The 25,727-nt window shown below is 66.6% G+C and carries 27 protein-coding genes; 6 read left to right on the forward strand and 21 right to left on the reverse strand.

The genetic code is table 11. The annotated features are described in order from the left end of the window. The first annotated feature begins 6 nt into the window (after window positions 1-6). The 3 genes from K0P03_RS03795 to K0P03_RS03805 all read left to right on the forward strand — a co-directional run bounded on the left by K0P03_RS03795 (window position 7) and on the right by K0P03_RS03805 (window position 3,173). Window positions 7-2,181, forward strand: a complete 2,175-nt coding sequence (locus K0P03_RS03795) for a methyl-accepting chemotaxis protein (RefSeq protein ID WP_272788935.1) — start codon at window positions 7-9, stop codon at window positions 2,179-2,181. 255 nt (window positions 2,182-2,436) lie between these two features. Further along, the gene (locus K0P03_RS03800; RefSeq protein ID WP_272788937.1) at window positions 2,437-2,658 is read left to right on the forward strand and encodes a hypothetical protein; all 222 of its coding nucleotides are present in this window, start codon (window positions 2,437-2,439) and stop codon (window positions 2,656-2,658) included. A gap of 8 nt (window positions 2,659-2,666) precedes the next feature. Next, window positions 2,667-3,173, forward strand: coding sequence for a Clp protease N-terminal domain-containing protein (locus K0P03_RS03805; protein WP_023514300.1), 507 nt, complete (start codon window positions 2,667-2,669; stop codon window positions 3,171-3,173). A gap of 102 nt (window positions 3,174-3,275) precedes the next feature. Here K0P03_RS03805 and dxs read toward each other — a convergent pair whose 3' ends face one another. From dxs to K0P03_RS03855, 10 genes are all read right to left on the reverse strand, one after another. Then, complete coding sequence (gene dxs, locus K0P03_RS03810) at window positions 3,276-5,195, reverse strand: 1-deoxy-D-xylulose-5-phosphate synthase (protein ID WP_037408303.1); 1,920 nt, start codon at window positions 5,193-5,195, stop codon at window positions 3,276-3,278. Between the two features lie 245 nt (window positions 5,196-5,440). Continuing rightward, entirely contained in the window at window positions 5,441-5,854 is a 414-nt protein-coding gene (locus K0P03_RS03815; RefSeq protein ID WP_272788941.1) for a DUF1801 domain-containing protein, read from the reverse strand. A gap of 17 nt (window positions 5,855-5,871) precedes the next feature. Next, on the reverse strand, window positions 5,872-6,282 hold the full coding sequence (locus K0P03_RS03820; RefSeq protein WP_023514297.1) for a DUF1801 domain-containing protein: 411 nt from the start codon (window positions 6,280-6,282) through the stop codon (window positions 5,872-5,874). After that, window positions 6,279-6,497, reverse strand: coding sequence for a hypothetical protein (locus K0P03_RS03825; RefSeq protein WP_023514296.1), 219 nt, complete (start codon window positions 6,495-6,497; stop codon window positions 6,279-6,281). Before K0P03_RS03825 ends, K0P03_RS03820 begins: the two co-directional genes overlap by 4 nt. Before the next feature lie 38 nt (window positions 6,498-6,535). Then, window positions 6,536-6,934, reverse strand: coding sequence for an SRPBCC family protein (locus tag K0P03_RS03830; RefSeq protein ID WP_272788943.1), 399 nt, complete (start codon window positions 6,932-6,934; stop codon window positions 6,536-6,538). Continuing rightward, a complete protein-coding gene (locus K0P03_RS03835; RefSeq protein WP_130519187.1) occupies window positions 6,931-7,254 on the reverse strand; it encodes an ArsR/SmtB family transcription factor in 324 nt (107 codons plus the stop codon). Before K0P03_RS03835 ends, K0P03_RS03830 begins: the two co-directional genes overlap by 4 nt. Before the next feature lie 126 nt (window positions 7,255-7,380). Then, window positions 7,381-8,304 (reverse strand): pirin family protein, encoded by a 924-nt coding sequence (locus K0P03_RS03840; protein WP_272788947.1) that lies wholly within the window; start codon window positions 8,302-8,304, stop codon window positions 7,381-7,383. A 202-nt stretch (window positions 8,305-8,506) separates the two neighbouring features. Beyond that, complete coding sequence (locus K0P03_RS03845) at window positions 8,507-8,758, reverse strand: exodeoxyribonuclease VII small subunit (protein WP_272788949.1); 252 nt, start codon at window positions 8,756-8,758, stop codon at window positions 8,507-8,509. A gap of 2 nt (window positions 8,759-8,760) precedes the next feature. Next, a complete protein-coding gene (locus K0P03_RS03850; protein ID WP_272788950.1) occupies window positions 8,761-9,687 on the reverse strand; it encodes a histone deacetylase family protein in 927 nt (308 codons plus the stop codon). 70 nt (window positions 9,688-9,757) lie between these two features. Next, window positions 9,758-10,708 carry a zinc-dependent alcohol dehydrogenase family protein gene (locus tag K0P03_RS03855; protein WP_272788951.1) on the reverse strand — a complete coding sequence of 317 codons (951 nt, stop codon included), beginning with the start codon at window positions 10,706-10,708 and terminating at the stop codon, window positions 9,758-9,760. A gap of 20 nt (window positions 10,709-10,728) precedes the next feature. On the opposite strand from K0P03_RS03855, the gene K0P03_RS03860 reads away from it, so the two are divergent. Beyond that, window positions 10,729-11,130 carry an acyl-CoA thioesterase gene (locus K0P03_RS03860; RefSeq protein ID WP_272788952.1) on the forward strand — a complete coding sequence of 134 codons (402 nt, stop codon included), beginning with the start codon at window positions 10,729-10,731 and terminating at the stop codon, window positions 11,128-11,130. Here the strand turns inward: K0P03_RS03860 and K0P03_RS03865 are convergent. From K0P03_RS03865 to K0P03_RS03890, 6 genes are read right to left on the reverse strand one after another with little or no spacing between them, the layout of a single operon-like run. Beyond that, the gene (locus tag K0P03_RS03865; RefSeq protein ID WP_272788953.1) at window positions 11,116-11,511 is read right to left on the reverse strand and encodes a GFA family protein; all 396 of its coding nucleotides are present in this window, start codon (window positions 11,509-11,511) and stop codon (window positions 11,116-11,118) included. The genes K0P03_RS03860 and K0P03_RS03865 overlap by 15 nt on opposite strands. Before the next feature lie 8 nt (window positions 11,512-11,519). Then, window positions 11,520-12,695: a thiolase family protein gene (locus K0P03_RS03870; RefSeq protein WP_272788954.1), complete on the reverse strand. Its 1,176-nt coding sequence runs from the start codon at window positions 12,693-12,695 to the stop codon at window positions 11,520-11,522. After that, window positions 12,673-14,160: a class I adenylate-forming enzyme family protein gene (locus K0P03_RS03875; RefSeq protein ID WP_272788955.1), complete on the reverse strand. Its 1,488-nt coding sequence runs from the start codon at window positions 14,158-14,160 to the stop codon at window positions 12,673-12,675. Before K0P03_RS03875 ends, K0P03_RS03870 begins: the two co-directional genes overlap by 23 nt. 4 nt (window positions 14,161-14,164) lie before the next feature. Then, a complete protein-coding gene (locus tag K0P03_RS03880; RefSeq protein ID WP_023514775.1) occupies window positions 14,165-14,728 on the reverse strand; it encodes a biotin transporter BioY in 564 nt (187 codons plus the stop codon). Window positions 14,729-14,764: 36 nt separating this feature from the next. Next, window positions 14,765-15,370 (reverse strand): energy-coupling factor transporter transmembrane component T family protein, encoded by a 606-nt coding sequence (locus tag K0P03_RS03885; protein ID WP_272788956.1) that lies wholly within the window; start codon window positions 15,368-15,370, stop codon window positions 14,765-14,767. Beyond that, window positions 15,364-16,044, reverse strand: coding sequence for an energy-coupling factor ABC transporter ATP-binding protein (locus K0P03_RS03890; protein WP_023514773.1), 681 nt, complete (start codon window positions 16,042-16,044; stop codon window positions 15,364-15,366). Before K0P03_RS03890 ends, K0P03_RS03885 begins: the two co-directional genes overlap by 7 nt. A gap of 181 nt (window positions 16,045-16,225) precedes the next feature. Between K0P03_RS03890 and K0P03_RS03895 the strand changes: the two genes are divergently transcribed. Beyond that, window positions 16,226-17,425 (forward strand): winged helix-turn-helix domain-containing protein, encoded by a 1,200-nt coding sequence (locus K0P03_RS03895; RefSeq protein WP_272788957.1) that lies wholly within the window; start codon window positions 16,226-16,228, stop codon window positions 17,423-17,425. Here the strand turns inward: K0P03_RS03895 and K0P03_RS03900 are convergent. The 4 genes from K0P03_RS03900 to K0P03_RS03915 all read right to left on the reverse strand — a co-directional run bounded on the left by K0P03_RS03900 (window position 17,422) and on the right by K0P03_RS03915 (window position 24,509). After that, entirely contained in the window at window positions 17,422-18,381 is a 960-nt protein-coding gene (locus K0P03_RS03900) for a hypothetical protein (protein ID WP_272788958.1), read from the reverse strand. The genes K0P03_RS03895 and K0P03_RS03900 overlap by 4 nt on opposite strands. An 83-nt stretch (window positions 18,382-18,464) precedes the next feature. After that, complete coding sequence (ribB, locus tag K0P03_RS03905; RefSeq protein ID WP_023514770.1) at window positions 18,465-19,565, reverse strand: 3,4-dihydroxy-2-butanone-4-phosphate synthase; 1,101 nt, start codon at window positions 19,563-19,565, stop codon at window positions 18,465-18,467. A gap of 21 nt (window positions 19,566-19,586) precedes the next feature. Then, window positions 19,587-20,684 (reverse strand): chorismate synthase, encoded by a 1,098-nt coding sequence (gene aroC, locus K0P03_RS03910; RefSeq protein WP_130519170.1) that lies wholly within the window; start codon window positions 20,682-20,684, stop codon window positions 19,587-19,589. A gap of 270 nt (window positions 20,685-20,954) precedes the next feature. Next, window positions 20,955-24,509 carry a bifunctional diguanylate cyclase/phosphodiesterase gene (locus K0P03_RS03915; RefSeq protein ID WP_272788959.1) on the reverse strand — a complete coding sequence of 1,185 codons (3,555 nt, stop codon included), beginning with the start codon at window positions 24,507-24,509 and terminating at the stop codon, window positions 20,955-20,957. Between the two features lie 300 nt (window positions 24,510-24,809). On the opposite strand from K0P03_RS03915, the gene K0P03_RS03920 reads away from it, so the two are divergent. After that, window positions 24,810-25,070 (forward strand): DUF1344 domain-containing protein, encoded by a 261-nt coding sequence (locus K0P03_RS03920; RefSeq protein WP_023511842.1) that lies wholly within the window; start codon window positions 24,810-24,812, stop codon window positions 25,068-25,070. Between the two features lie 57 nt (window positions 25,071-25,127). Here K0P03_RS03920 and K0P03_RS03925 read toward each other — a convergent pair whose 3' ends face one another. Continuing rightward, the gene (locus tag K0P03_RS03925) at window positions 25,128-25,709 is read right to left on the reverse strand and encodes a histidine phosphatase family protein (RefSeq protein WP_272788960.1); all 582 of its coding nucleotides are present in this window, start codon (window positions 25,707-25,709) and stop codon (window positions 25,128-25,130) included. Window positions 25,710-25,727: the final 18 nt, after the last annotated feature.

Raw genomic sequence — 25,727 nt, forward strand, 5'->3', positions numbered from 1 at the left:
GCATGTATGACCTTTCGTCTGTCACACCGCATCGGCCTGATGGCGCCGATTGCTGTCGCGGGCATCCTTCTCATCGTCGGCATTTTCGAAGTCGAAAAGCGCATCTCCGACGACTACCGTGTCACCGTCGAGCGCCATCGCAGCGCCGACGCGCAGCTGCGGGTGCTGGAGACCGAGCTCCTGCAGAACCGGCGGGCGGAGAAGGACTTCCTGCTGCGACGGGACGAGAAATACACCGCCGCCCACAAGGAGATTTCCGCGCGGGCGGAGAAGACGCTTGCCACGCTCGACGGCCTCATCGAAGCGCCGGCGACCCGTGCGGACCTCCAGGCGATCTCGGAAGGGTATGCGGCCTACCGCAAGAGTTTCGCAACGCTCGCCGATGCGAGCATTGCGCTCGGGCTTGATCCGTCGTCCGGGCGGGAAGGCGCCATGCGGTCGGCCGTGCATTCGATCGAGGAGCTGCTGAAGACCGTCGACGACAAGGGCCTCCAGGTCAGCATGCTGATGATGCGCCGCCACGAGAAGGACTTCATCATGCGCCGCGACGCGAAGTACGTCGCCAGGCATGCCGAGGAGCGCGCGGCTTTTGCCAGCGCGCCGGTGGACAGGTTCGGCGGTGCCGCAAACCAGGCGACCATCCTCAAGGCGCTGGACACCTACGGCAAGGCTTTCGAGGACTATGCGGCGATTGCCGAGACCGAGGCTGCAGCCAGCGCCGGTGTCTCCGGGGCCTTTGCCGCCATCGAGCCGTTCTTCGACCGGGTATCGGCCGCCATCGCCTCGGACAAGGCGAAGGCCGAGTCGGAAAGCGCAAGCGCCCTGGAGACGACGCACAGGATCGCGATCGTCGCGATCCTTGCGGCCATCGCGGCGATCGCCGCCACGGTCCTTCTCATCGGCCGTTCGATTTCCCGCCCGATCGTCGCCACTACAAAGGCGATGACGCAGCTTGCCGGCGGTGACACCGCCTCGGCCATCCCTTTCGCCAGCCGCCGGGATGAAATCGGCCAGATGGCCAGCGCGGTCGAGGTTTTCCGTCAGGCGGCCATCGCCAATCGCCGTCTGGAAGCGGAAGCCGCGGAGAACCGTTCTCGTGCCGAGGCCGAGCGTGTCCGCCTGCAGGACGAGGCCGAAGCTTCGGCGCAGGCGCGTCTGCAGCAGGCCACCTCGGGGCTTGCCGGCGGCCTGCGCCGCCTTGCGTCCGGCGATCTCAGCTTCCAGCTGACCGAACCCTTCGCGCCCGATTTCGAACAGCTGCGCCATGACCTGAACTCGGCCGTCGCGCAGCTTGGCGAAACGCTCGGCTCCGTCGCGCTCTCCAGCACCTCCATCGACGACGGTTCGCGCGAGATCAGCGAGAGCGCCGACGATCTCTCCAAGCGTACGGAGCAACAGGCCGCCTCGCTGGAGGAAACGGCCGCAGCACTCGACGAGATCACGGCCAATGTCGCGAGTTCGACGAAGCGGGCGGAAGAGGCGCGCAGCGTCGCCAGCGAGGCGAACCGCAGCGCTCTGAAATCCGGCGAGATCGTTGCCGGCGCGGTCGAGGCGATGAAGCGCATCGAGACGTCGTCCAGCAGGATTTCCAACATTCTCGGTGTCATCGACGAGATCGCCTTCCAGACCAACCTGCTCGCCCTCAATGCGGGTGTCGAGGCGGCGCGCGCGGGCGAGGCCGGTAAGGGTTTCGCCGTCGTGGCGCAGGAGGTGCGGGAACTTGCACAGCGCTCGGCGCAGGCAGCACGCGAGATCAAGGAGCTGATCCGCAATTCGGCCGCCGAAGTGGAGGGCGGCGTGCGGCTGGTACAGGATACGGGTGCTTCGCTGGAGGCGATCGGCATGCATGTCGCCACCATCAACCAGCACATGGATGCCATCGCGATTTCCGCCCGCGAGCAGTCCGTCGGCCTCAGCGAGGTGAACACGGCCGTCAACCAGATGGACCAGGTCACGCAGCGCAACGCCGCCATGGTCGAGGAGGCGAATGCTGCCAGCGCATCGCTTGCCAACGAGGCGGTGCGCCTGCGCGATCAGATTTCCCGCTTCGTCCTGCCTGGCGCGGCGCGCGAACTCCGGGCCGTGCACCGCACGATGGAGACGGCCGCGCGCCCAGGTCACCGGCCGGTGGCGGTCTCCCGCGGCAACACGGCCCTCGCGCAGGAATGGACCGAATTCTGATCTCTGCCTGAACGACAGGAAAGCGCCCCGGCCCATCCGCCGGGGCGTTTTGTTTTCAGCGGGAGACTGAGGGCGGAGATGCGACTATTCGCGGCGCCCACCCTGACAGCCGTCCGGCGGAGGGTCTGAAAGATGGTGGAGGCAATGCCGGAAGCGGGGGCCGGTATCCTGCTCCTGAAGCCAAGCCGCACATAGTCGGCATCCTCTGCGTCAACCTTGGTTGACGGAAATCGAATCGTCAACTAATGTTGACGCATGGTCGATCTCGAAAAGCTGCCCGATCCCGAAGATCCGGAAAACGCCTTTGCGGCGGTGATTGCGCTTCGTCGCCTCGCGGACGGGCTGGAGCGGCGGACGGTGCGATCGGCCTTGAAGCAGGGCTGGTCGTGGGCGCGGATCGCGCAGGCGCTCGGCGTCACCAAACAGGCCGCCCACAAGCGGCTTTCGGATATCGCCGCGGGCGACGATCCCGCATAGGAGGTTTTGTGTTCGACCGGATCAAGGAACGCTTTCAAAGCATGGGCACGATCAAGGCCCTTTGTGAACAGGCGGAACAGCATGCAAGGCAGGACCAGCAGAAGGAGCCCGGCGCGGAGCATTTCCTGCTCGCGGCGCTCGATCTGCCGGATGGCTCCGCCCGCCGCGCCTTCGAGGCGATCGGCGCCGATCCCGATGCGTTTCGTCCCGCCATCGCGCGCCAATATGCGGATGCGCTGAAAATGCTGGGGCTTCCCGCCGGGCTTGCCGCGGGCCTGACGGAACCGGAGCCGGCACCCGCGCAGCATGCCGTCTTCGACGCCGCGCCCTCCGGCAAGGCGGTCATGCAGACGCTGGCGGAAGGGCGGGGCAGCCACAACCCGCTGCTTGGCGCCCATGTCGTTGCGATCGTTGCCGCCATGCCGCATGGCGTTGCGGCCCGTGCCTTGCGGGCGATGGACATCGACGCCAAGGCCCTTCAGGCTGCGGCGGACCGCATCCTGGGCAGCCAATAGGGCAATCCCCGCAAACGCGCGGCGCAGATTGCGCCGCACTTTCTTTAAAACAGTGAGGGAGAGCGTTTTGCGCTGCCGGAAACAGCGGAAAAGCCGCGGAGATCAGCCGGCGACGCCCACGCCGACAGCCTTCTGGCCGAGGGCCTGGAAGACCGTGGAGACGATGCCGGCACGGTCGAGGCCCGCCTTGGCATACATCGCCTCGGGCTTGGCCTGTTCCATCCAGATATCCGGCAGCACCATCGGGCGCACCTTCAGGCCATGGTCGAGCAGGCCTTCGAGCGCCAGGAACTGCAACACATGGCTGCCGAAACCGCCGATGGCGCCTTCCTCGATGGTGATCAGCACCTCGTGGTGGCGGGCAAGCTGGCGGATCAGGTCGTGGTCGAGCGGCTTGGCGAAGCGCGCATCGGCGACCGTCGTGGACAGGCCGGCCGCATCGAGGTCCTCGGCGGCGAGCAAACAGTCGGCCAGTCGCGTGCCGAAGGAGAGGAGAGCCACCTTGGAGCCCTGCTTGACGACGCGGCCCTTGCCGATCTGAAGGATCTCGCCGCGAACAGGCATGTCGACGCCGACGCCCTCGCCGCGCGGATAGCGGAAGGAGAGCGGGCCCTCGTCATAGGCGGCGGCGGTGCGCACCATATGCTTCAGTTCCGCCTCGTCGGCGGCTGCCATCACCACGAAGCCGGGCAGGGTGGCGAGATAGGTCGTGTCGAACGAGCCGGCATGGGTCGGCCCGTCGGCGCCGACGAAACCGGCGCGGTCGATCGGGAAGCGCACGGGCAGGCCCTGGATGGCGACGTCATGCACCACCTGGTCGTAGCCGCGCTGCAGGAAGGTGGAATAGAGCGCGCAGAACGGCTTGTAGCCTTCGGAGGCAAGGCCGGCCGCAAAGGTCACGGCATGCTGCTCGGCAATGCCGACATCGAAGATGCGGGCCGGATAGGCCTTGGCGAACTTGTCGAGCCCGGTGCCGGACGGCATGGCGGCGGTGATGGCGAGGATCTTCTCGTCGAAGCCCGCCTCCTGCACCAGCGCCTCGGCGAAGACGGAGGTATAGGCGGGGGCGTTCGGCTTTGCCTTCGCCTGCGTGCCGGTGATGACGTCGAAGGTGTTGACGCCGTGATACTTGTCGGCGGCAGCTTCCGCCGGCGGATAGCCCTTGCCCTTCTGGGTAACGACGTGGATCAGCACCGGACCCTTGGAATTGTCGCGCACATTGCGCAGCACGGGCAGGAGATGCTCGAAGGAATGGCCGTCGATCGGGCCGATATGGTAGAAACCCATCTCCTCGAACAGCGTGCCGCCGGTGACATAACCGCGCGCGTGCTCCACGGCGCGGGTGATCGCCCGGTCGACCTTCTTGCCGAGATAGGCCGTCAGTTTCTTGCCGAGATCGCGGAAGCCCATATAGGTGCGCCCGGAGGCGAGGCGTGCGAGATAGGCGCTCATCGCGCCGGTCGGCGGGGCGATCGACATGTCGTTGTCGTTGAGGATGACGATGAGGCGGGCATCGAGCGCACCGGCATTGTTCAGCGCTTCATAGGCCATGCCGGCGGACATCGCGCCGTCGCCGATGACGGCGATGACGTTGCGGTGCTCGCCGGAAAGGTCGGCCGCGACGGCCATGCCGAGGCCGGCGGAAATCGACGTCGAGGAATGCGCCGCGCCGAAGGGGTCGTATTCGCTCTCTGCGCGTCGGGTGAAGCCGGACAGGCCGTCCTCCTGGCGCAGCGTGCGGATGCGCTCGCGCCGGCCGGTAAGGATCTTGTGCGGATAGCACTGGTGGCCGACGTCGAAGATCAGCCGGTCCTTCGGCGTGTCGAAGACCTTGTGGATGGCGATGGTCAGCTCCACCACGCCAAGGCCAGCACCCAGATGTCCACCGGTGCGCGAGACGGCATCGACCATTTCGGCGCGCAGTTCGCTGGCAAGCTGCGGCAGGTCACGGTCGTCCACGGCCTTCAGGTCCGCGGGAATGCGAACCTTGTCGAGCAGGGGGGTGGCGGGTGCTTGGGTCACTCTCATGCCTCGTGTTCTCGCCCGTGTGCCCTGGCTCCGTTGCGGAACCCGGCCCGGACATGCGGTCTCATGCCGCGCTCACCTGTCACATGCAGAATGCGGCGCGCGATTTCAACCGTTTCAGCAAGTCTAGAGCGTATTTCGCCGGATTGATACCGCGCAAACCGACGCATTCCCGCGTTCTCCCGGGCAATTGGGGCATTTTGCGGACACGAGGTGCTCGCAGTCACGCTGTCGTGATTCCCCTAGGCCCTTTTCGCCCGCGGCTTGGCGCGGGAAGCCTGGTTCAGCGCCACCGCGGCGCGTATGAGCGCCTTCAGGGCGTCCTCGCGGATGGCCTCGCCCTCGCGGAAGTCAATGGCGCGGCGGGTATTGCCCTCCAGGCTGGAATTGAAGAGGCCTGCCGGGTCCTCCAGTGCGGCGCCTTTGGCAAAGGTCATCTTCACGACGGCCTTGTAGGTCTCCCCGGTGCAGACGATGCCGTCATGCTCCCAGACCGGCACGCCACGCCATTTCCATTCCTCGACGATATCGGGGTCGGCCGCCTTGACCAGCGCGCGCAGCCGGGCGAGCGTTTCGCCCCGCCAGTCGGCAAGTTCGGCAATGCGCGCGTCGATCTGCGCGGAAGGGGTGGCCGTCTCGCTTTTCGTCTCGTCCATGGTCGTCGTCTCCTTCGTCACAGGCGCTCGCCCGGCAGCCGGCTCGCCTGCGCGATCCAGTCGGCAAGCGGCGTCTTGTCGAGATCGTCGCCCTCCTGGATATGGAAATAGCGCGTTTCAGGGGTTTTCGAGGCGACCGGCGGCACCGGATCGAGTGACGTGCCGCGAAAGAAGGTCAGCTTGATGTATTTCGCAAAGCAATGGTAGCTGAGAAACCAGCCGTCTCCCTCGATGCCATAGAACGGCGAGTTCCATTTCACGGCCTTGTGGACGTCGGGCACTGCCTTCGCGATCAGCGCGTCGAGCTTGCGGCCGACATCGCTCTTCCAGCCCGGCATCGCCGCGATATAGGCCTGGATCGGGCCGTCGCCATAACCTTTGGCGATCTGCGGATTGCCACCGGAAAGGAGTTTGGGGTCCCCGGTCATCGCAGGCCCTCCGGGCTGCGTCGCCGCGCCAGATAGGGCAGGGCGAAGAGATAGAGCCCGCTTGCGAGCAGCAGGATGAGCGGAAAGAGCGCGAGAAGGCCGATCCAGAGGGCCGGGTTCTCCTGCGTCATGGCCGCGATGTTGATCAGCACGGCGACGGTGAAGACGATCGAGAGCCAGCGGTGTATCTGCCGGATCCGTATGTTCCAGTTCATGGTTGCCTCCTCGCAACGGTGAAGGGGGTGCCCGCCGATCAGTCCAGATCGCTCAGGACACGGTCGAGATTGTCGAGGAACCGCGGCCAGCCGGCCTGCGCGCCCTGGAAGTAACGTGGCTGGTCCGGTTTGAAGCCGGTCTGTTCCATGCGCAGGGTCGTGCCCGCGCCGACCGGCGTCAGCGTCCAGGTGACGACGCTCTTCAGGCGCGAATCGCCCCAGGTGTAGGAAAGGCTGCGGTGCGGCTCGACCTCCAGCACCTCGCAGTTCACCGAGCCCCATTCCGCCTGGAAATCGAAGCGGTGACCGACACTGGCCGCAAAATCGGTCTCCATCAGCCATTCGGCGATGAGATGGGGCTGGGTCAGCGCGCGCCAGATCTTTTCCGGCGGATGGGGAATTTGCCGTTCCAGGACGACGGAAAGCGTTTCTGTCATTGATCCATTCTCTTCAGGAGGTCTTCCAGGCGATCGAACCGGCTCTGCCAGAAGCCGGCCATCTGGCTCGTCCAGTCGACGAGCGGGGCGAGCGCATCGAGCTGTGCGCTGTAATGCGTCTGCCGGCCCTCGTGCCGGTCGCGCACCAGGCCCGCCTGCTTGAGCAAAGCGAGATGTTTGGAAACGACCGGCTGGGAAACGCCGGCCTGCGCCGTCAGCGCCCCCACCGTCTTCTCCCCCTCGCGGCACAGCCGCTCGAACAGCGCCCGGCGAGTGGGATCCGCAAGCGTGCGGAAGAGCGCGTCGTGTGCTTCGGCCACGTTGATCCATACCTCGATAGCTATGGATTTTCTATAGCCGTATGGCTATGAATAAGTCAAGATGGGCACGAGGAGCCGAAAACCATCGGCTCGGCTCACTCGAACATATGCCCGCTCATCTATAGGTCAGCCGGCCGGCAGCGGTGTGAACTCCTCCTCGTCACCGGGTACTATGTCGAAGCGACCGGCGCGCCATTCCTCCTTGGCCTGCTCGATTCGCTCCTTGGAGGAGGAGACGAAGTTCCACCAGATAAAGCGTTTCGAGCCGAGCGCCGCGCCGCCGAAGAGCATGATGTGACAGCCCTGCGGGCCGGCCTTCAGCGTGATCGCATCGCCGGGACGGAAGACGAGCAGTTGGTCGGGTGCAAAGACGTCGCCGGCGACATCCAGCGTGCCGGACAGTACGTAGACCGCCCGCTCCTCCCAGTCTGCCGCAAGCGGTGCGGCGGCACCGGGCGCCAGCGTCAGGTCGGTGTAGAGCGTCTGCGTCGGAACGGCGACCGGCGATGCATAGCCCTCGTAGGAGCCGATGATGGTGCGTCCGGTGATGCCGTCCGCCGAAAAGGCAGGAAGCTCCGCCTTGGTCGTGTGGGCGAAGACGGGGGCGATCTCCTCGTGGCTGTCCGGCAGCGCGAGCCAGGTCTGCAGGCCGGAGATCGACTGCGGCTTGCCGCGCAGGTTCTCCGGCGAGCGCTCCGAATGCACGATGCCGCGCCCTGCCGTCATCAGGTTCACGTCGCCGGGCGCGATGACCATTTCGGTGCCGAGGCTGTCGCGGTGCTTGATCTCGCCGTCGAAGAGATAGGTGACGGTGGACAGCCCGATATGCGGATGCGGCTTGACGTCGATGGCCTCACCCGCGCGCAGCAGCGCCGGGCCCATGCGGTCGAAGAAGATGAACGGCCCGACGAGCCGGCGCTTGGCCGTCGGCAGCGCCCGCCGCACTTCCAGCCCGCCGATATCGCTCGTGCGCGGAATGATCAGATGCTCCAGCGCATCGCACGCCGCCGCATCACCGGCCTCCGGGTCCTTTCCGGGAAAGAAACTCATGGCGCCCTCCTGTCGTTGCCGTGTGACCCACATGCTAGCGGGCGGGGAGGGGCGTGGATAGGGCGGCGGGCGTTGACGGTGTGTCGCCGGGTTCGGCTGCTTGCCGATGTCGGGGAGCACCGCCCCGCCTCGCGAGCGGCGCAATGCGCCTCCCTGCTCACGGGGATTTTTCCAGAGGCAGGGACGGCGCCGGACTAGAGGCTCATGCCCCGTCGAGCGGCTCGGTGCCCTGCGGCTTGCCGGCGCGGTCGAGGCGGATCTTTTCGATGCGGTTCTCGGCGGCCGAGAGCAGCGTCTCGCAATGCTTCTTCAGCGCCTCGCCGCGTTCGTAGTTCTCGATGGAGCGGTCGAGCGGCACGTCGCCGCGCTCGAGGGCGGCGACGATCTTTTCCAGCTCCTCCACGGCCTGTTCGAAGGAGAGGGCGGAGACGTCGGGGGTGGTGGCGTTGGTCATGGTCAGCCTCTCATCAGGCGGTAGATATGGGTGGCGGCGGATTCGGCGAGGCCCGTGAGGTCGTAGCCGCCTTCCAGCAGGCTGACCACCCGGTTGTTCGCCGATTTTTCGGAAAGTTCCATCAGCTTGGCGGTCGCCCAGTCGAAATCGTCGGCAACGAGGTTGATCTGCGCCAGGGGGTCACGGTGGTGCGCGTCGAAGCCGGCGGAGATGATGATGACATCCGGCCGGAAATCGGCGACGCGCGGCAGGACGCGCGACCTGAAGGCATCGCGGAAATGGTCGCTGCCGTCGTTCATCGAAAGGGGCGCGTTGACGATGTTGCCGGCGCCTGTCTCGTCCTTCGCGCCGCTGCCGGGATAGAGCGGCATCTGGTGCGTCGAGCAGAACAGTACCGACGGGTCGTTGAAGAAGATGTCCTGCGTGCCGTTGCCGTGATGCACGTCCCAGTCGACGATGGCGACGCGCTCGGCGCCGTGCGCCTTCTGGGCATGGCGGGCGGCGATGGCGGCGTTGTTGAAGAAACAGAAGCCCATCGCCTTGTCGCGTTCGGCGTGGTGGCCGGGCGGGCGGGCGACGACGAAGGCGTTGTCGGCCTTGCCGGTGAAGACGGCGTCGACCGCCGCGATGGCGCCGCCGATGCCGGTCAGTGCCGCCTGCAGCGTCGCGGGGCTCGCATAGGTATCGGCCTCGACCTGGGCGATGTCCTCCTCGGGCATGGCGGACATGACGGCGGTGAGGTGCCGCTCGGGATGGGCGAGCAGGACGAAATCCTCGTTCGCCTGCGGCGCCTTCTCGCGCAGGAGCGGCGAAAAGCGCTCGTGCTCCAGCGCAAGATTGATCGCCCGGATGCGGTCCGACCGCTCCGGGTGGCCCTCCGGCGTATGGTGCTCGAGGAAGATCGGGTTCTCGAAGAGACACGTCGTCATGGCCGGAAGCTACCCATTGCGGTTCGCGAGGTCCACGGGAAATGGGCCGGTGTCCACGGCTTTTCAACCGTCAGGGCGCAAGAAGCAGTTTTCCGGCGCGCGCGGGATCGTCCTGCCGGGCGAGTGCGGCGGAAAGGTCGGAAAGCGCGAAGACGCGGTCGACGGCCGAGCCGAGAAAGCCGGCGCGGATGCCAGCAAAGCTGCGTTCGAAGGCTGCTTCGATCGCCGCGCGCGGCGCCGAATGCACCCAGCCGCGCAGCCAGAGGAAGGAGAAGGCCACCGCCTCGCGCCGGTTCGCCACCAGCGCCGGGTCGAGCTGTGCGCCGCTCAGCGCGCCATACTGGATGAAGGCGCCGCCGTCGCGGATCTGCCGGAACAGCGCGTTGCCGGGCTCTCCGCCGACCGCGTCGAGCACCGCATCGAGCGGCGGGGCGGCAAGGGGGACGATCTCGCCGGCAAACGTCTCCGCCAGCCGCGCCGCGCTCGCCGGGCTGCGCACGAGGGCGACAGGCCGGAAGCCGGCCTCGGCCAGCAGCACCAGCAGCATGCGCCCGATGGCAGAGGCGGCGGCGGTCACGCCGACGCGCTGGCCCTCCACCGCGCCGAAATGCGTCCTGGCGGCCTCGACCAGCTGGAAGGCGGTGAGCGGGTTCACATAGGCCATCGCGGCGGCCTCGTCGGAAAGGTCGTCCGGCACGGCAAAACACCAGTCGGCCGGGCGCAGCAGAAAGGGTTGCCACAACCCGCTCGCGCCGATCGGCTGCACGCGCTGGCCGATGGAAAACCCGGTGACGCCCGCGCCGAGGGCGGCGACTTCCCCGACGCCCTCGAAGCCGGGCACGAAGGGCAGCGTCGTGCGGCTGCGATAGGCGCCGGTGACGGGAATGAGGTCGGACGGGTTGATCGCCGCGCGGCGGATGCGGATCTCCACGTCGCCGGGACCGGGTGACGTGCGCTCGGCCTCCTCGAGGCGGATCACTTGCCGGGGATCGCCGAACGCTCTAACAACGGCACGAAGCATGGTTTACCCCGGGACAAGACGTGGAACACGCGGCAGACATCACGGTCAGCGAAGTCCGGATACCCTTCCGCGATATAGACATGCACGGCCACATGCACAATGCCGCTTACTATGCCCATGCCGAGGCGGCCGTCGCCGGGCTCTGGCGGCACCGGCCGGAAGGCGCCGGTGATCCGGTCTATTTCGTGCGCAAGTCCTGCTGCACCTTCCACCGCGGCCTGAGGCTTGACGACCGCGCCCGCTTCGAGGTGTCCGTCACGCGCATCGGCGCGACCTCGCTGAGCTTTGCCGTGGCGATCTCCGCGGAGGGCGCACCGGTCGCCGACCTGGAGATCGTCTGGGTCGCCGTCGATCCCGCAGGCCGCCAGCCCGTCAACGTGCCGCAGCCGGTGCGCGACTGGCTGAAGTCATTCCTCGCCTGACGCGGTTTCGACCTGCAGCCAGCCGGGCCGGCAATCCTCGAAGGAATGGTATTGCGGCATGAGCGCGGGATCGGCCGGATCGTCGAAGCCGCCGATCAGCAGCGCCACGACAGGCTCGTCGTCGATCGCCCCGATGGAGCTGCCGCAGGCCGGGCAGAAGGCGCGGCTGGAATAGTCGGAGGAGCGCCAGGTGGCAGGCTTGCCGCCGCTGCCGGTCCAAGCGAGGCGCCCGGCGGGAAACTCCACCCAGGCGGCGGTCGGGGCCCCGGTGTGCTGCTGGCAGAAGCGGCAGGAGCAGGTATGCGGCTTTTCCGCCACGCCCGTCGCCTCGAAACGGATGGCGCCGCACAGGCAGCCGCCGGAATAGATCTTCTCGCCCATAATCCCCCTCACAATTTCCGGAAAAGTGTCACGATTCCCATGCCGCCGCCAATGCCCATCATGGCAAGCCCCTCCGTGCCCGCGTCCGCCGTCCGCATCTGCGCGAACAGCCGCGTGGCGAGGATGGCGCCGGAGGCTCCATAGGGGTGGCCGAGCGCCAGCGCCCCGCCCTCACGGTTGACGGCGGCAGGATCGATGCCCAGCGCATCGAGGCTGGCAAGTACCTGGGAGGCGAAGGCCTCGTTGAATTCGATGAAGGGGCCCCGCGCTGCGTCAAGGCCGGGATGGCGCGCGGCGAGCTTCTGCATCGCCGGCACGGGGCCAAGGCCGAGCAGGTTCGGATCGACGCCGGCGACTGCGCTGTCGACGATTTCCAGCAGCACCGTCAGGCCCAGCCTTAGCGCCTCGGCGCGCGAGGTGACGAGCACGACGGCGGCCCCGTCATTGACCGGGCACGCATTGCCCGCCGTCACCGTTCCGTCGGGACGGAAGACGGGTTTCAGGGCGGCGAGTTTTTCCAGCGAGGTATTTTCGCGCGGGCACTCATCGTCAGGGACCGGGCCGGTGGGTGTGACGATCGGTACGATCTCGCCGGCAAAGCGCCCGGCCTTGCGCGCCGCCACGGCGCGGCGGTGGCTTTCGAGCGCGAAGCGATCCTGCCGCTCCCGGCTGATGCCGGCATGGGCGGCGACGTTTTCGGCGGCGATGCCCATGTCCGGATCGCCCACCGTATCCGGCGCCATGCGGGCGCGGCGGAGAGGCTCGGGCGCGCCGCCCGGCGTTGAGGGTGGACGGAAGCGCAGATGCGCGCGGCTGGTGCTCTCGGTGCCGCCGGCAAGATAGACGCGCCCGGCGCCTGCCTGCACCAGTCGCGCTGCCAGCGTAATCGCCTCCAGCCCGGAGCCGCATTGCCGGTCGATCGTCATGCCGGGCACGCAAACCGGAAGGCCCGCCTCCAGCGCGGCAAGGCGCGCGAGATTGCCGGCGCTGTTGGCGGCATTGCCGAGGATGACGTCGTCAACGGCATCCGGCGGCAGTCCCGTCTCCTCGAGGATTTTTCGGATGAGCGGCGCGGCGAGGCTGGCCGGCTCGATGGCAGAAAGCCAACCGCCGATGCGGCCGATCGGCGTGCGGAAGGCCGCGGCGACGACGGGAATGCGGTCAGAGGAAACGGTCGAGTGCATCGCTCTCCTCCGCCACCCATTGCCGGACGGTCTTTGCTGCCACCTTGCCGGAGGGCGTCATGGGTATGGCACGGCACAGCCAGATGCGGCGCGGCTGCTTGTAGCGCGGCAGAAGCGCCGAGAGCGCCGCCGTCAGCGCCTTTGGTGTCAGGCCCGGCTGTTCCGGTTCGATCACGGCAACGAGCTCGCTGCCGAGATCGGCATGCTCGATGCCGAAGACATGAGCGGCACGCACCAGGGCCGTATCGCGCAGCGCCGTCTCCACTTCGGAAGGATAGATGTTGTTGCCGCCTGACAGCACCATGCCGCCGGAGCGGCCGAGGAGGTGCAGCGTGCCGTCCGCCTCCAGGAAGCCGAGGTCGCCAACCGTCGCCAATGTGCCGAAGCGGGAAAGTCCCGCCCCGTCGCCCTGTCCGAGATAGCCGGTGGCGACCAGCGGGCTTTCGACGAAGACCGTGCCCGTCTCGCCCGCCGGCAGCGGGTTACCGGCATCGTCCAGCACGGCAATGTTCACACCCGGAAAGGCCTTGCCGACCGCGGTGGAGGAGACGGCATCGCCCGGTGCGGCGACGGTGACGAAGCCGAGTTCGGAGGCGCCGTAATATTCGCGCAGCGCTGCGGCGGGAAAGTGCGCCGTGCACAGGGCGTGGTCCGTCGCCGTCAGCTTCGCGCCGGCAATCGTGATGGCGGCAACGCCGGTTGCCGGGGGCTCTGCGGCGAGCCGGCGCAGCATGGTGGGCACCAGGACGAGGCGGCGGATGGCGTTGGCCCGGATCGTTGCCAGCGCCGCATCCGGATCGAAATGCGCGGCGGAATGAAAGGCGCCGCCGGCAAGCAGCGTCTCGGTCATCGCATAGAGCGCAAGGCCATGGGCGAGGGGGCCGGGGGCATAGGTATCCAGCGCCCGGTCGATGCCGAAGAAGGGCGCGCCCGTGGCAAGGCTGACGCGCCAAGAGCGCCGGTCGCGGATGATCGGCTTCGGATCGGCCGTCGTGCCCGAGGTGAAGACGATGAGGAACGGGTCGTCGTCGGCCCCTTCCGGCAGCACGGGCGTGTCCAGCGCGGCGCTTTCGGCGATGACCCGCCGGGCACCGTCGCGCCGACTCTCGATGGCAAGATCGGCGCCGTGGGCGGTGACGACGAGGTCGGGGTCGATCTTGCCGATCAGGCGTGTACGCTGGGCTTCCGGCAGGTGCGGGTCGATCAGGGCGGCGCAATGGATGCCGGCCGTTGCAGCCGCAAACGCGGCGGGAAAGAGCGCGTGGTTGCCGGTCATGATCGCGACCAGCCGGGTTTTCGGCCCGATGGTGCTGCGGCCTTCGGGCGCGAGATCACAGAAGGCCGCAAGGAACTGCCGGGCCGTTGCCGCCAGTGCACCATAGGAAAGAACCCGGTCCTCCAGGTGGAAGGCCGGGTTCGAGGGGTTTTCGGCGGCGTGCCGTTCGAGGGCGCCGGAAAGCGGCATCGGCTCAGGCGCGCTGCGGCAGCAGCGGATAGCCGGCAAGCACCGCGCGGCCGGCCAGCATGGCGACGCCGGCCTTGATGATGTCGCCGGGCACGAAGACCATCGAGGCGAGGGCCGTCTCGAAGAAGGCCTTGCCGCTCATATAGGCCAGCCACGGAATGCCGAAGAGGTAGACGACCGCGATGCCGCCGACGATCGAGGCGCCGAGGAAGGCGGCGAACTGGGTCAGCTCCGGCTGGTCTTCCTTCACGAAGCGCTCGGCGATGAGGCCGCAGACATAGGCGCCGAAGAACCAGCCGACGAGATAGCCGGCGGTCGGGCCGGCAAAGACGGCTAGGCCGCCGCGCCCGCCCGACAGGACCGGCAGGCCGATGGCCACGAGCAGCAGCACGAGCAGCACGGCGGCCGCGCCGCGCTTTGCGCCGAGAATGCAGCCGGCGAGCATGACGCCGAGCGTCTGCGCGGTGATCGGCACCGGAATGAAGCCGAGCGTGATCGGCGGCAGCAGGCCCAGCACCACGATGATCGCGGCGAAGAGGGCGACGAGGACGATGTCTCTGGTGGTCATGTCAGGTTCCCCGGTGGACAAAATTGGGTCGAATGCTTAGTGCCGCCGAAAGCCGCGCGCGTCAATCGCCATGGCGATCGTATCGGCGTCCTTCAGCGTCAGGATGATGAGCGGCACGAGAGTGGTCAAGGGCCGGACCGGCAGGCCGCGCGCCCGGTGGGCGTCGGTGATCTCGCCGTAGCGCGCGAAGATCTCCGGCACGAAGCGGATGACGAGGCCGACCGCGAGGCTCACATCGGCCGCGCGCACGAAGCCGAAGCGTTCGAGCGGTGTCAGGAGCCGGGTGATCTCGTCCATGAAGGCGGGAATCGAGGTCGTGGCGGTAACGGCGGCAGCCAGCAGAACCAGTGCGCTCAGCCGGGAGAAGACAACCAGCGCCTCGTGCAGCGAATGGAAGGCGTAGTTCGCGATTGCGACGAGGAGCACCGTGAAGAGCACGAAGCGCACGCGCCGGAAGGCCTCGCGAAGACCAATGCCGGTCGAAAGGCAGAGGGCGGCCGAAAGCCCGAGCGCCGGCACGAGGATGCGCAGGTCGGCAACGACAAAGAGCCCGATCGCGGCGGCAAAGAGCGTGAGCAGCTTGCCGCGCACCGGCATGCGGTGCAGCAGCGAGTCGCCCTCGATGTCGAGCCCGTTCAGCATGCCGCGATCCCCCGATAGGCGCGGATCGCCTCGGCCGGCCGGTCGTCGGCCGCAAGCCGGCCCTCGTGGAACACCAGTACCCGGTCGAACCCCTCCAGCAGGGCGAGATCGTGCGTGATGACGAGCACCTGTTCCGGCAGGCCCGCAACGGTGCGCTCGATGAGCGCGCGGTTCTTCAGGTCGAGCTGGTTGGTCGGCTCGTCGAGGATCAGGAGGTCCGGACCGGTGACGAGCACGCTGGCGATGGCGCCGAGTTGCGTCTCGCCGCCGGAAAGCTCGTGCACGCGCCGCCGTGCGAGGTGGGATATGCCGAAGCGCGCGAGCACCGCCTCCGTCCGCGCCGCGATCTCCGCCTTGTCGAAGCCGCGGTTCTTGAGGCCGAAGGCGATGTCTTCGGCCAGGATCGGCAGGATCATCTGGTGCTGCGGGTTCTGGAAGATGAACCCGGTTTTCCCGCGCGCAGCCGCTTCGTCGGCCACCGTGTCCAGCCCGGCGACCGTCACCGTGCCGCCCGTCGGCTTGACGAGGCCGTTGATCAGCCGCGCCATGGTGGTCTTGCCCGAACCGTTGAGCCCGACGACGCCGATGCGCGGCTCGCTCAGCGCAAGCGTCAGCGGGTGCAGCGCGGTGCGTCCGGCATAGGTCACCGTTGCGGCGGAAAAGACGATATCCAAAAGCGGGGTCCCGTTTCGTGGATGGTGGGGGAGCTATAGGCAATTCTACTGCATGTGCGAAGAGGTTTTCCGCGCCGGTCTGTTCGATAAGCGACACTCGTGTGACGGGCACAGCGGTCCGATCCCGCTTGGCCATCGAAAATGTGTAGAACAAACCAAGAATATGTGTCTATCATCCTCCATGACGATTCTTCTCTCCAATGCCGAGGCCCGGCGCATCTTTCTCGCCCGCCAGGGTCTGAGCGCTCCGCCCGGCCGCCTGCTCGGCAAGGCGGACCTGCTGAACCTCATCCACGACATCGGCTTCGTGCAGGTCGACAGCATCGCCACCGTGGAGCGGGCGCATCACCAGATCCTGTTCTCGCGCAACCAGACCTATCGCCGCGAGCATCTGACGGCGCTGCTGGAGAAGGACGGCGACCTCTTCGAACACTGGACCCATGATGCCTCGGTCATCCCGAGCAGCTTCTTCCGCTACTGGAAACACCGGTTCCGCCGCAAGGAGGCCTCGATGACCGAGCGGTGGCGCCGATGGCAGGGCGAGGGCTTCGACAAGGCGTTCGGCGAGACCTACGAGCGCATCGCCTCCGGCGGCGCGGTCCTCTCGCGGGACCTCAAGGCCGACGACCACAAATCCGGCGGCTGGTGGAACTGGCATCCGAACAAGACGGCGCTGGAATATCTCTGGCACACGGGCAAGCTGGCGATCGCCCGGCGCGAGAACTTCCAGAAGGTCTACGATCTCGTCGAGCGCGTGGTGCCGGCCCATCACCATGCGCCGGACGTCGAGCACGATGCCTTTGTCGACTGGGCCTGCCGCAGCGCGCTGGAGCGGTTGGGTTTTGCCACCCATGGCGAGATCGCCGCCTTCTGGGACCTCATCTCGCCGGAGGAGGCGAAGGCCTGGGTGGAGGACCATCGCGAGGAGCTGCGCCCGGTCTCGATCGAGCCGGCGGACGGCGGCAAGCCGCGCGCCTCGCACGCCTTTGCCGATTTCCCGGCCTGCCTTGGCAATGTGCCCGAACCGCCCGCCCGCCTGCGCGTGCTCTCGCCCTTCGATCCGCTGATCCGCGACCGAAACCGCACCGAACGGCTGTTCGGCTATTTCTACCGCATCGAGATCTTCGTGCCGGAGCCCAAGCGGCAATATGGCTACTACGTCTTCCCGCTGCTCGAGGGCGACCGCCTCGTCGGCCGCATCGACATGAAGGCCGACCGCAAGGCCGGTACGCTCGACGTCAAGCGGCTGTGGTGGGAGCCGAAGGTCCGCGCCTCTGCCGGCAGGCAGGAGAAGCTTGAGGCAGAGCTGGCCCGCATTGCGAAGTTCGCGGGCGTGGAGACGGTGCGGTATCTGGACGGCTGGCGCGGGGACGCGGGTTAGGCCGTCACCGGCCGCCCGCCGAAGGCGGCTTTGCCCTTTTCCGTAAGCGCACGGAATTTTTCGGAGGCGCCCGTCAGCTTGGCGTCCCATTCCGGGTCGGGCACCTGGCCGCGGATCGTGTCGAAATACACGGCCATCAGCGCGGCGATCGCGAAGGGCTCCAGCACGGCGGCCTTGAAGGCCCAGGCGAAGACGATGGCGACGACGAAGCTGTAGCCCGCGATCTCGCCCGGAAAGGCGTAGAGGATCGCACCGGCGGGGGCGAGGGCGAGGAGGAAGACGACGATCGACAGCACCCAGAGGAAGACGGCGAGCCAGACGGCGTTCTTTACCATCTTCAGGCCGTTCTGCGCGTAGAGCACGAGGCCGCGGCGGGCGCCGTCCCAGGCATTGTCGCTGTTCGTGCGGATGTTGTAGCCGAGGATGATCTCGTCGACATAGGTCAGCGACAGGCGGATGACCGTGTTGGCGAAGCGGGCGATGGCGTCGAGCCCGGGGATCGGCAGGAAGGCGGCGACGCCGCCGATGAGCCCGGTAATGGCGGCGATGACGCCCTTGACGAGCTGGTCGAGTGCAAAGAGCACGTTGGCCTCGCCGAAACGGGCTGTGACGACCTCGCGGCCATAGGTAACCTGGCCCTTGCCGTCCGGCAGCGCCTCGCCGTCGATCAGTTTGACGATGACGGCGATATGGGCGGCCTTGACCATGTAGAGCAGCCATTCGCGCGCCCAGTAGACGGCGGCGGCAATGAAGCCCATGCCGATGAAGCCGCCCCAGGCGGCGTAGGATTCCGGGCTTTCACTGAGCGAGCCGACGCCGTAGCCGATACCGGCTCCCGCACCCGTTGCGAGGATGAAGGCGAGCGTGATGACGAAGTAGATCACCATCCGCAGGAAGATGAACGGCATGGTTCTGGCGAGGATACCGATGGTCCTGCCGATGCTGAAATCCCACATGCCCCGCCATCCCCCGAGAAAATCCCGCGATCCCCGATTGCCGCGTGAAACTCAGACGTTTCGGGGAGGCGGGATATTCGGTTTCAGCAGAGGTCGGTGGCGCTGATCTGGATGCCAAACCCTTCGAGGCCGACATAGTGGCGCTCGCGCGAGGCCATCAGGCGGATCGACGTGATGCCGAGATCCTTCAGGATCTGCGCGCCGAGGCCGATTTCCAGCCATTCGCTTTCGCGCGCCTGCGCCTCGTCGTGGCCCTCGCGGTCGTGTTTGCCCTTGCGCGCGGTGGAGGACTGGCCGACGCCGACGGAACCCTCGCGCAGATAGACGATCACGCCGCGGCCCTGTTCGGCGATGCGCTTCATGATCGCGTCGATCTGGCGGCTCGCACCAAAGACATCACCGCCGACATTTTCGAGATGCAGGCGCACCGGAATGTCGACGCCGTCCCTGATGTCGCCGAAAACGACGGCAAGGTGCTGCATCGGGTCCCAGGGCAGGGTGTAGGTCAGGGCCTTCGCCTTGCCGTAGGGCGTATCGATGTCGAAACCGTCGACCTGCTCGATCAGTGTTTCCTTGCGCTGGCGATAGGCGATGAGGTCGGCGACGGAGACCTGCTTGAGGCCGTGCTGCTCGGCAAAGCCTGCCACCTGCGGCCCGCGCATGACGGTGCCGTCGTCGTTGACGAGCTCGCTGATCACGCCGATCGGCGGCAGGCTTGCGAGCTTGCAGAGGTCGACCGCGGCTTCCGTGTGGCCGGAGCGCATGAGGACACCGCCTTCACGGGCGACGAGCGGGAAGATGTGGCCGGGGCGCACGAAGTCGGCGGCGCCGACATTGGGATTGGCGAGGTTGCGCACCGTCAGCGTGCGGTCGTCGGCCGAAATGCCCGTCGTCGTGCCGTGCTTGAAGTCGACCGAGACGGTGAAGGCGGTGGTGTGCGCCGAATCGTTTTCCGCCACCATGGCGTTGAGGTTGAGGCGCTTGGCCTCCTCGCGCGGCATGGGGGTGCAGACGATGCCGGAGGTGTGGCGCACGATGAAGGCCATCTTTTCGGGCGTGCAGTGCACGGCGGCGACGATGAGGTCGCCCTCGTTCTCGCGGCCGTCGTCATCCATGACGACGACGATCTCGCCGGCCTCGAAGGCGCGGATGGCATCGACGACACGCTTCTGATCGTAGCTCATGGCAGGCTCCTATTCAGCCGATTATTTCAGGCGGCCGGTCTGGCCGCGATCGCGCAGGTAGTGGTCGGCAACGGCGCAGGCGACCATTGCCTCGCCGATCGGCACGGCACGGATGCCGACACAGGGATCGTGCCGGCCCTTGGTGCGCACGTCGACATTGTTGCCGTCGGCATCGATCGAGCGGCGCTCGGTGAGGATCGAGGAGGTCGGCTTGATGGCGAAGCGGGCGACGACCGGCTGGCCGGTGGAAATGCCGCCGAGAATACCGCCGGCGTGGTTGGACAGGAAGATCGGATTGCCGTCATTGCCCATGCGCATCTCGTCGGCATTGTCCTCGCCGGTGAGTTCGGCAGACGCAAATCCTTCGCCGATCTCGACGCCCTTGACGGCGTTGATCGACATGAGGAGGGAGGCGATGTCCTGGTCGAGCTTGCCGTAGATCGGTGCGCCGATGCCGGCGGGAACGCCCTCGGCGATCACTTCGACGACCGCGCCGATCGAGGAGCCCGCCTTGCGGATGCCGTCGAGATAGTCCTCCCACACGGGCACGATGGCAGGGTCGGGCGCGAAGAACGGGTTGTTGTTCACCTCGTTCCAGTCCCAGTTGCTGCGGTCGATCTTGTGTTTGCCGATCTGCACCAGCGCGGCGCGGACGGTGAGCCCCGGCACGACCTTGCGGGCAAGGCCGCCGGCGGCGACGCGTGCCGCGGTCTCGCGGGCGGAGGAGCGCCCGCCGCCGCGATAGTCGCGGATGCCGTATTTGACGTCATAGGTATAGTCGGCATGGCCGGGGCGGTAGCGTTTCGCAATCTCGCCGTAGTCCTTGGAGCGCTGGTCGGTGTTCTCGATCAGCATGGAGACGGGCGTGCCCGTCGTGATCATCGTCTCGCCGTCGTCGTCCAGCATCACGCCGGAGAGCACCTTGACGAGGTCGTCCTCGCGGCGCTGCGTCACGAAGCGCGACTGGCCCGGCTTTCGCTTGTCGAGCCAGGCCTGCAGTTCGGCCAGCGTGAAGCGGATGCCGGGCGGGCAGCCATCCACCACGCAGCCAAGCGCCGGCCCGTGGCTTTCGCCCCAGGTGGTGACGCGGAAGAGATGACCGAAGGTATTGTGCGACATGAGCGGAACCGGACCCCACAGGAAAGTGCGACCTCTCTTAGTGGAAAAGGCGGGGTAGGGACAAGGGTTTCGCGCTTTTACCGTCAGCATGCCCGGTGATTGCCCCTCATCCCGCTGCCGCGACCTTCTCCCCGCAGGCGGGGAGAAGGGGCAAGGGGCGATGTTCTCCCCAACAACGATGCCGCTGTCTGGGGAAACGGGCGCGACACCCCCTTCGCCCCGCTTGCGGGGAGAAGGTGCCGGCAGGCGGATGAGGGGCGATCCAGGCCCTTACGACGCCAGCTTCCACCGCATCTCGCTGCCGAAGGCGAGGAAGGCGTCGCGGGAGAGCGGCTTGGCGAAGGCGTAGCCCTGCAGGAGATCGCAGCCGAGCAGGCCCAGCATCTCGGCATGCTCCATCGTCTCCACGCCTTCGGCGACGATCTCGATGCCGAGCGAGCGGCCGATCTCGATGATCGAGCGCACCAGCGCCTGTTCGTTGCGGGCGGTGAGAATGGGGGCGACAAGCTGGCGGTCGATCTTCAGCCGCTTCGGCTTCAGCTTCAGGAGGCTGACGATGGAGGTGTGGCCGGTGCCGAAATCGTCGATCTCGATGTCGATGCCGAGTGCCTTGATGCGTTCCAGGTTGGTGAGAACGACGTCGTCGCTCTCGTCGAGGAAGATCGATTCGACCAGTTCGAAGGCGATCTGGCCGGGTTGGATGGAGAGGCCGGTGAGGCTGTCGATCAGGCTCTCGTCCCGGAGGCGCCGGGCCGACACGTTGACCGAGATCTTCGGCATGATCAGGCCCTGCGCCGCCCAGCGGGCGCAGTCGAGCAGCGCCTTTTCCAGGACGATGCGGTCGAGCGTGGCCATGACGTTGAGGTCTTCGGCGATCTTCAGGAAGTGGTCAGGCGTCAGCAGGCCTTCGCGCGGATGGTTCCAGCGGATCAGCGCTTCGGCGCCGGCGAGCTTCAATGTGCCTGCGTCGATCTGCGGCTGGTAGTAGGGCACGAATTCGTTGTTCTCGATGCCGGCCAGGATATCGTCGGCGATGCGCTTGTTCGAGATGATCTCGGCCTGCAGCGCCTCGGTGAAGAATTCATGCCGGTTCCGCCCGAGCGCCTTGGCCCGGTAGAGCGCGATATCGGCATTGACGAGCAGCCTGGCCGTGTCGATCGACCGGCCCTCGGCAAGGGCGATGCCGATGCTGACGCCGAAGCGGCAGAGATGGCCCTCATATTCGACGGGCTGCTGCATCAGGCTGATGATGCGCCGCGACAGCGCGCTGAGATAGACCTGATCGGTCGTGTTGGTCACCACCACGACGAATTCGTCGCCGCCGATGCGTGCCACGAGGTCGCCGGTGTGCACGCAGGCGCGAAGCACCTGCGAGGCATGCACGAGAAGCGCATCGCCCGCGGCATGACCGAGCGTGTCGTTGATCTGCTTGAAGCGGTCGAGGTCGATATGCAGGATGCCGACGCGCGCATCCTTCGTCTCGCTGCGCGTGGCGATGTCCGTCAGCTCGTCGTCGAGCTTGCGGCGGTTGCCGAGCCCGGTCAGCGGGTCGTGCAGCGCGTTGTGCTCGATGCGGACCTTGGCCTGTTCCAGCTCGATGTTCTTGGCGTCCGCCTGTTCCTTGGCCGCCTTCAGGTTTTCCTTCAGGATCACGTCTTCCGTGACGTCGAAGGCAAGGCCGATCAGCTTGCGGCCGCCGTCCTGAGCGTGGTGGACCTTGCCGACGGAGCGCACATGGCGGATCTCGCCGTCCGGCATCAGGATGCGGGCCTCGCGCACATAGGGCAAATCGTGTTCGACGCAGTGATTGACGGTCTGGACCGTTTCTTCCCGGTCGTCCGGGTGCATCGCGGCGAGCCATTCCTCGTGCGTCACGGTGCCGTCGGTGAAGACCAGGCCGTAAAGCTGGTGCATGCGCTCGTCCCAGTAGGTCCGGCGGAGGTCGAGATCGGCTTCCCAGAGGCCGCACTGGTAGGAATCGAGTGCGAGGTCGAGGCGGCGGCTGGTCTGTTCCAGTTCGGTATTCTGCCGTTCGGACTGTTCCTTGGCCTGGCGCAGGCGGGCGGTCATCTGCATGTCGTCGGTGACGTCGAAGGCGAGCCCGACCAGCTTGCGGCGGCCGTCCTGCCCGGTATGCAGCTTGCCGACCGACTGGATATGGCGAATGGATCCGTCCGGATGCACGACGCGCGAGGTGCGCGAATAGGGCACGTTCTCGTCGATGGTCCGGCTGGCCTTGCCTTCCGCCTCGGCACGGTCGTCGGGATGGATGGCGTTGATCCAGATGTCGTGGGTGATGCGCTTGCCGGTGTTGGTGATCCCGTAGAGCTGGTGCATGCGGTCGTCCCACAGCGTCAGCCCATCCTCCAGATCGGCCTCCCACAGGCCGCATTCGTAGGAATCGAGCGCGAGGTCGAGGCGCTGCGTCAGCTTGGCGAGCTCGGCGTTCTGCACCTCGGCATGGTCCTTGGCACTCTTCAGCGCCTCGTTCAGCAGCACGTCCTCGGTCACGTCCCAGCTGATGCCGGTCAGCTTGTCCTCGCCGTTGGGACCGGTGAGGCGTGAACCGACATTGCGGATATGGTGCCAGTTGCCGTCGGGCATGAGGATGCGGTACTGCGACTTGTAGTCGTTGCCGCCGGCGCGGATCCGGTCCATCTCGCCCCTGGCGATGGCGACGTCGTCGGGGTGGAGAACGGAACGCCATTCGTGGTCGTTCGGCGTCTCGTTTTCCGGGAAGCCGTGCAGACGGTGCATCTGTTCGTCCCAGTTGCGCGCGCCGGTCGACAGCTCGACTTCCCAGATGCCGATCTTGGAGGCGTCGAGCGCGATGTCGAGGCGCTGGGAGAGTGACTGCACCTGCCGCTCGCGCGCCCGCAGCCGGGCGATGTTGCGCTGGCGTTCGCTGACGAGGCCGCCGGTCAGAAAGATCGGCACGATGATGACGAGTGCCGCAGCGGCGATGATCAGCCGGATCTGGGTGAGGTTTTCAGGCGGGTGCTGCCAGCCTTTGGAGGGGATGGCCGCCAGTTGCCAGCGCCCGCCGGGAAAATCCAGCGCCTGGAGGACGGGTTCCTTCTCGAAGACCTCCGCATCGCCGAAGAACGGATCGACGATATTGTCGGGCACGCTGACGTCGCGGATGGCGAGCTGGATATCGGTTTCGTGCCGTTGCGCGCTGTGCCGCGTGGGCTGGTCGGCATCGAACAGGCCGGCGTCGGTAAAGAGCTTGCGCTCGTCGATCAGCCCGTCGATGTAGCCCCAGAAATAGTGCCGCGCCTCCACATTGGTGAAGACCGGTATGAAGAGGTTGAAGCCGCGGCCGCCCTTGGCGAACTGCACCGGCCCGAACATCAGCGGGCGCCCGCGCGAACGGTCCATCTGGGCGGCCCGGCGGAAGGAGGGGAAGCGGTTGAAATTGGTACCGAGGTAATGCTGGTTGCCGTCGAGCGGGAAGGCCTGCCGGACCGTGCCCTCCGGCGCGACGCCGACCCGGCGGAAATGGGTGTTCTGCAGCATCAGCTTGCGGGCGAAGACGTTGAACTGCAGCGTCGCCTGCTCCGGCGCCACCGCGAACATGTTGGCGACGCTGCGCAGGGCCGCGACATTGCCGTTCACCTGGCTCTGCAGCCGGGCTGCGACCAGCGCGAGGTCGCCCGCCACATGGTTCTGCAGCTCGTTGCGGTAGATATGCTCGTTCTGCCGCTCGTAGACGATGCCCGCCGTCAGGATGACGCAACCGGCGATCGCCGCCGGAATGAGCGACGGTTTCGCCCATTCTGCTATGGACGCCAGAGCGTGGCGAAAGGCGGCTGGAACGCGCAAAAAGAGAATCCCCGGTGGTCGCAAAACGGTAAGGGAGGCTTCCTTAAGATTGCATTTATAAACAGCTGAAATACTTGCATTTCCGTCCCGATACGGGAGAGTGTTGCCAAGCCGCTTTCCGGGCCCTCCGCCGCCCTTGTCCGACAATTCCGGGGATGAGCGGGCAGCCTGCCTTGCTTCGTATGATCTTTCCGGCCATCCATTTCACCAGCGCACGCGGGGGCGGGCGAATTTCGCCATATTTGGGGGGCATCTGACATGGCCAGCAAAAAGACTGATTCATTCCCAGGGGTTCGCAAGATGCGCTTTCTGATCGCCGCGCTGATGGCCACGGCCGTTTTCCTTTCGCCGCTCGCAGCTTCTGCCGAAAGCGCCGACGTGGAGGCCGTGATCACGAATGTCGACACGACGAACCTCAGCCTCTCGCTCGATGACGGCAAGAAGTACCAGGCGCCGGAAGAGTTCAATTTCGAAGGGCTGGAACCGGGCGTGAAGGTGCTGGTGTTCTACACCGAAGTCGACGGCAAGCGCGTCATCAACGATCTCGAGATCATCCAGTAAGGCTTTGCCTTTCATTCCGCCACGGCCGTCCGGCTTTTCCAGGCGGGCTCTTGTCCCTCAGAGCCAGTGCATGCCCGTCGCATCGATGCGCAGCAGGCGATCCTGGTGGATCGGCGTGTTGGCCGCTTCTTCCTCGTCCATGCCGTTCAGCCGGAAGGCCGCGCGGAAAACACCGCCATGGCTGACGCAGACGGTCGGACCACGGACATTGGCAAGCCAGGACGCGATGCGCCAGGAGAGAATCTCGTAGCTTTCCGCCGCATCGCCGGGCGGAATGAAGTTCCATTTCGCGTGGCTGCGTTCTTCGACCCGTGCCGGCGCTTCGGCCATCAGCTCGGGCAGGGTATGGCCTTCCCAGTCGCCGAAGGACAATTCGACGAGACGGTCGTCGGTGCGGTAGGCGAGGGGATCGAGCCCCATGGCGCGGCGCAGGATTTCCATCGTCTCGCGCGTGCGGCCCAGCGGGCTTGCGACGAAATCGAAATCGGCGGCCGCGGCGCCGAGAATGCCTTTGAGGGCGGCGCCGTTGCCGGCCGCCTGGCGGCGGCCGGTCTCGTTCAGCGGAATGTCCTTCTGCCCCTGCAGCCTGCCCTCTGCATTCCACGCGGTCTGGCCGTGACGGATCATGTAGATGAGCAAGGCGAAAACCCCGGGGCG

It is taken from the genome of Shinella sp. HY16, from assembly GCF_028534175.1.
Classification (GTDB): domain Bacteria; phylum Pseudomonadota; class Alphaproteobacteria; order Rhizobiales; family Rhizobiaceae; genus Shinella.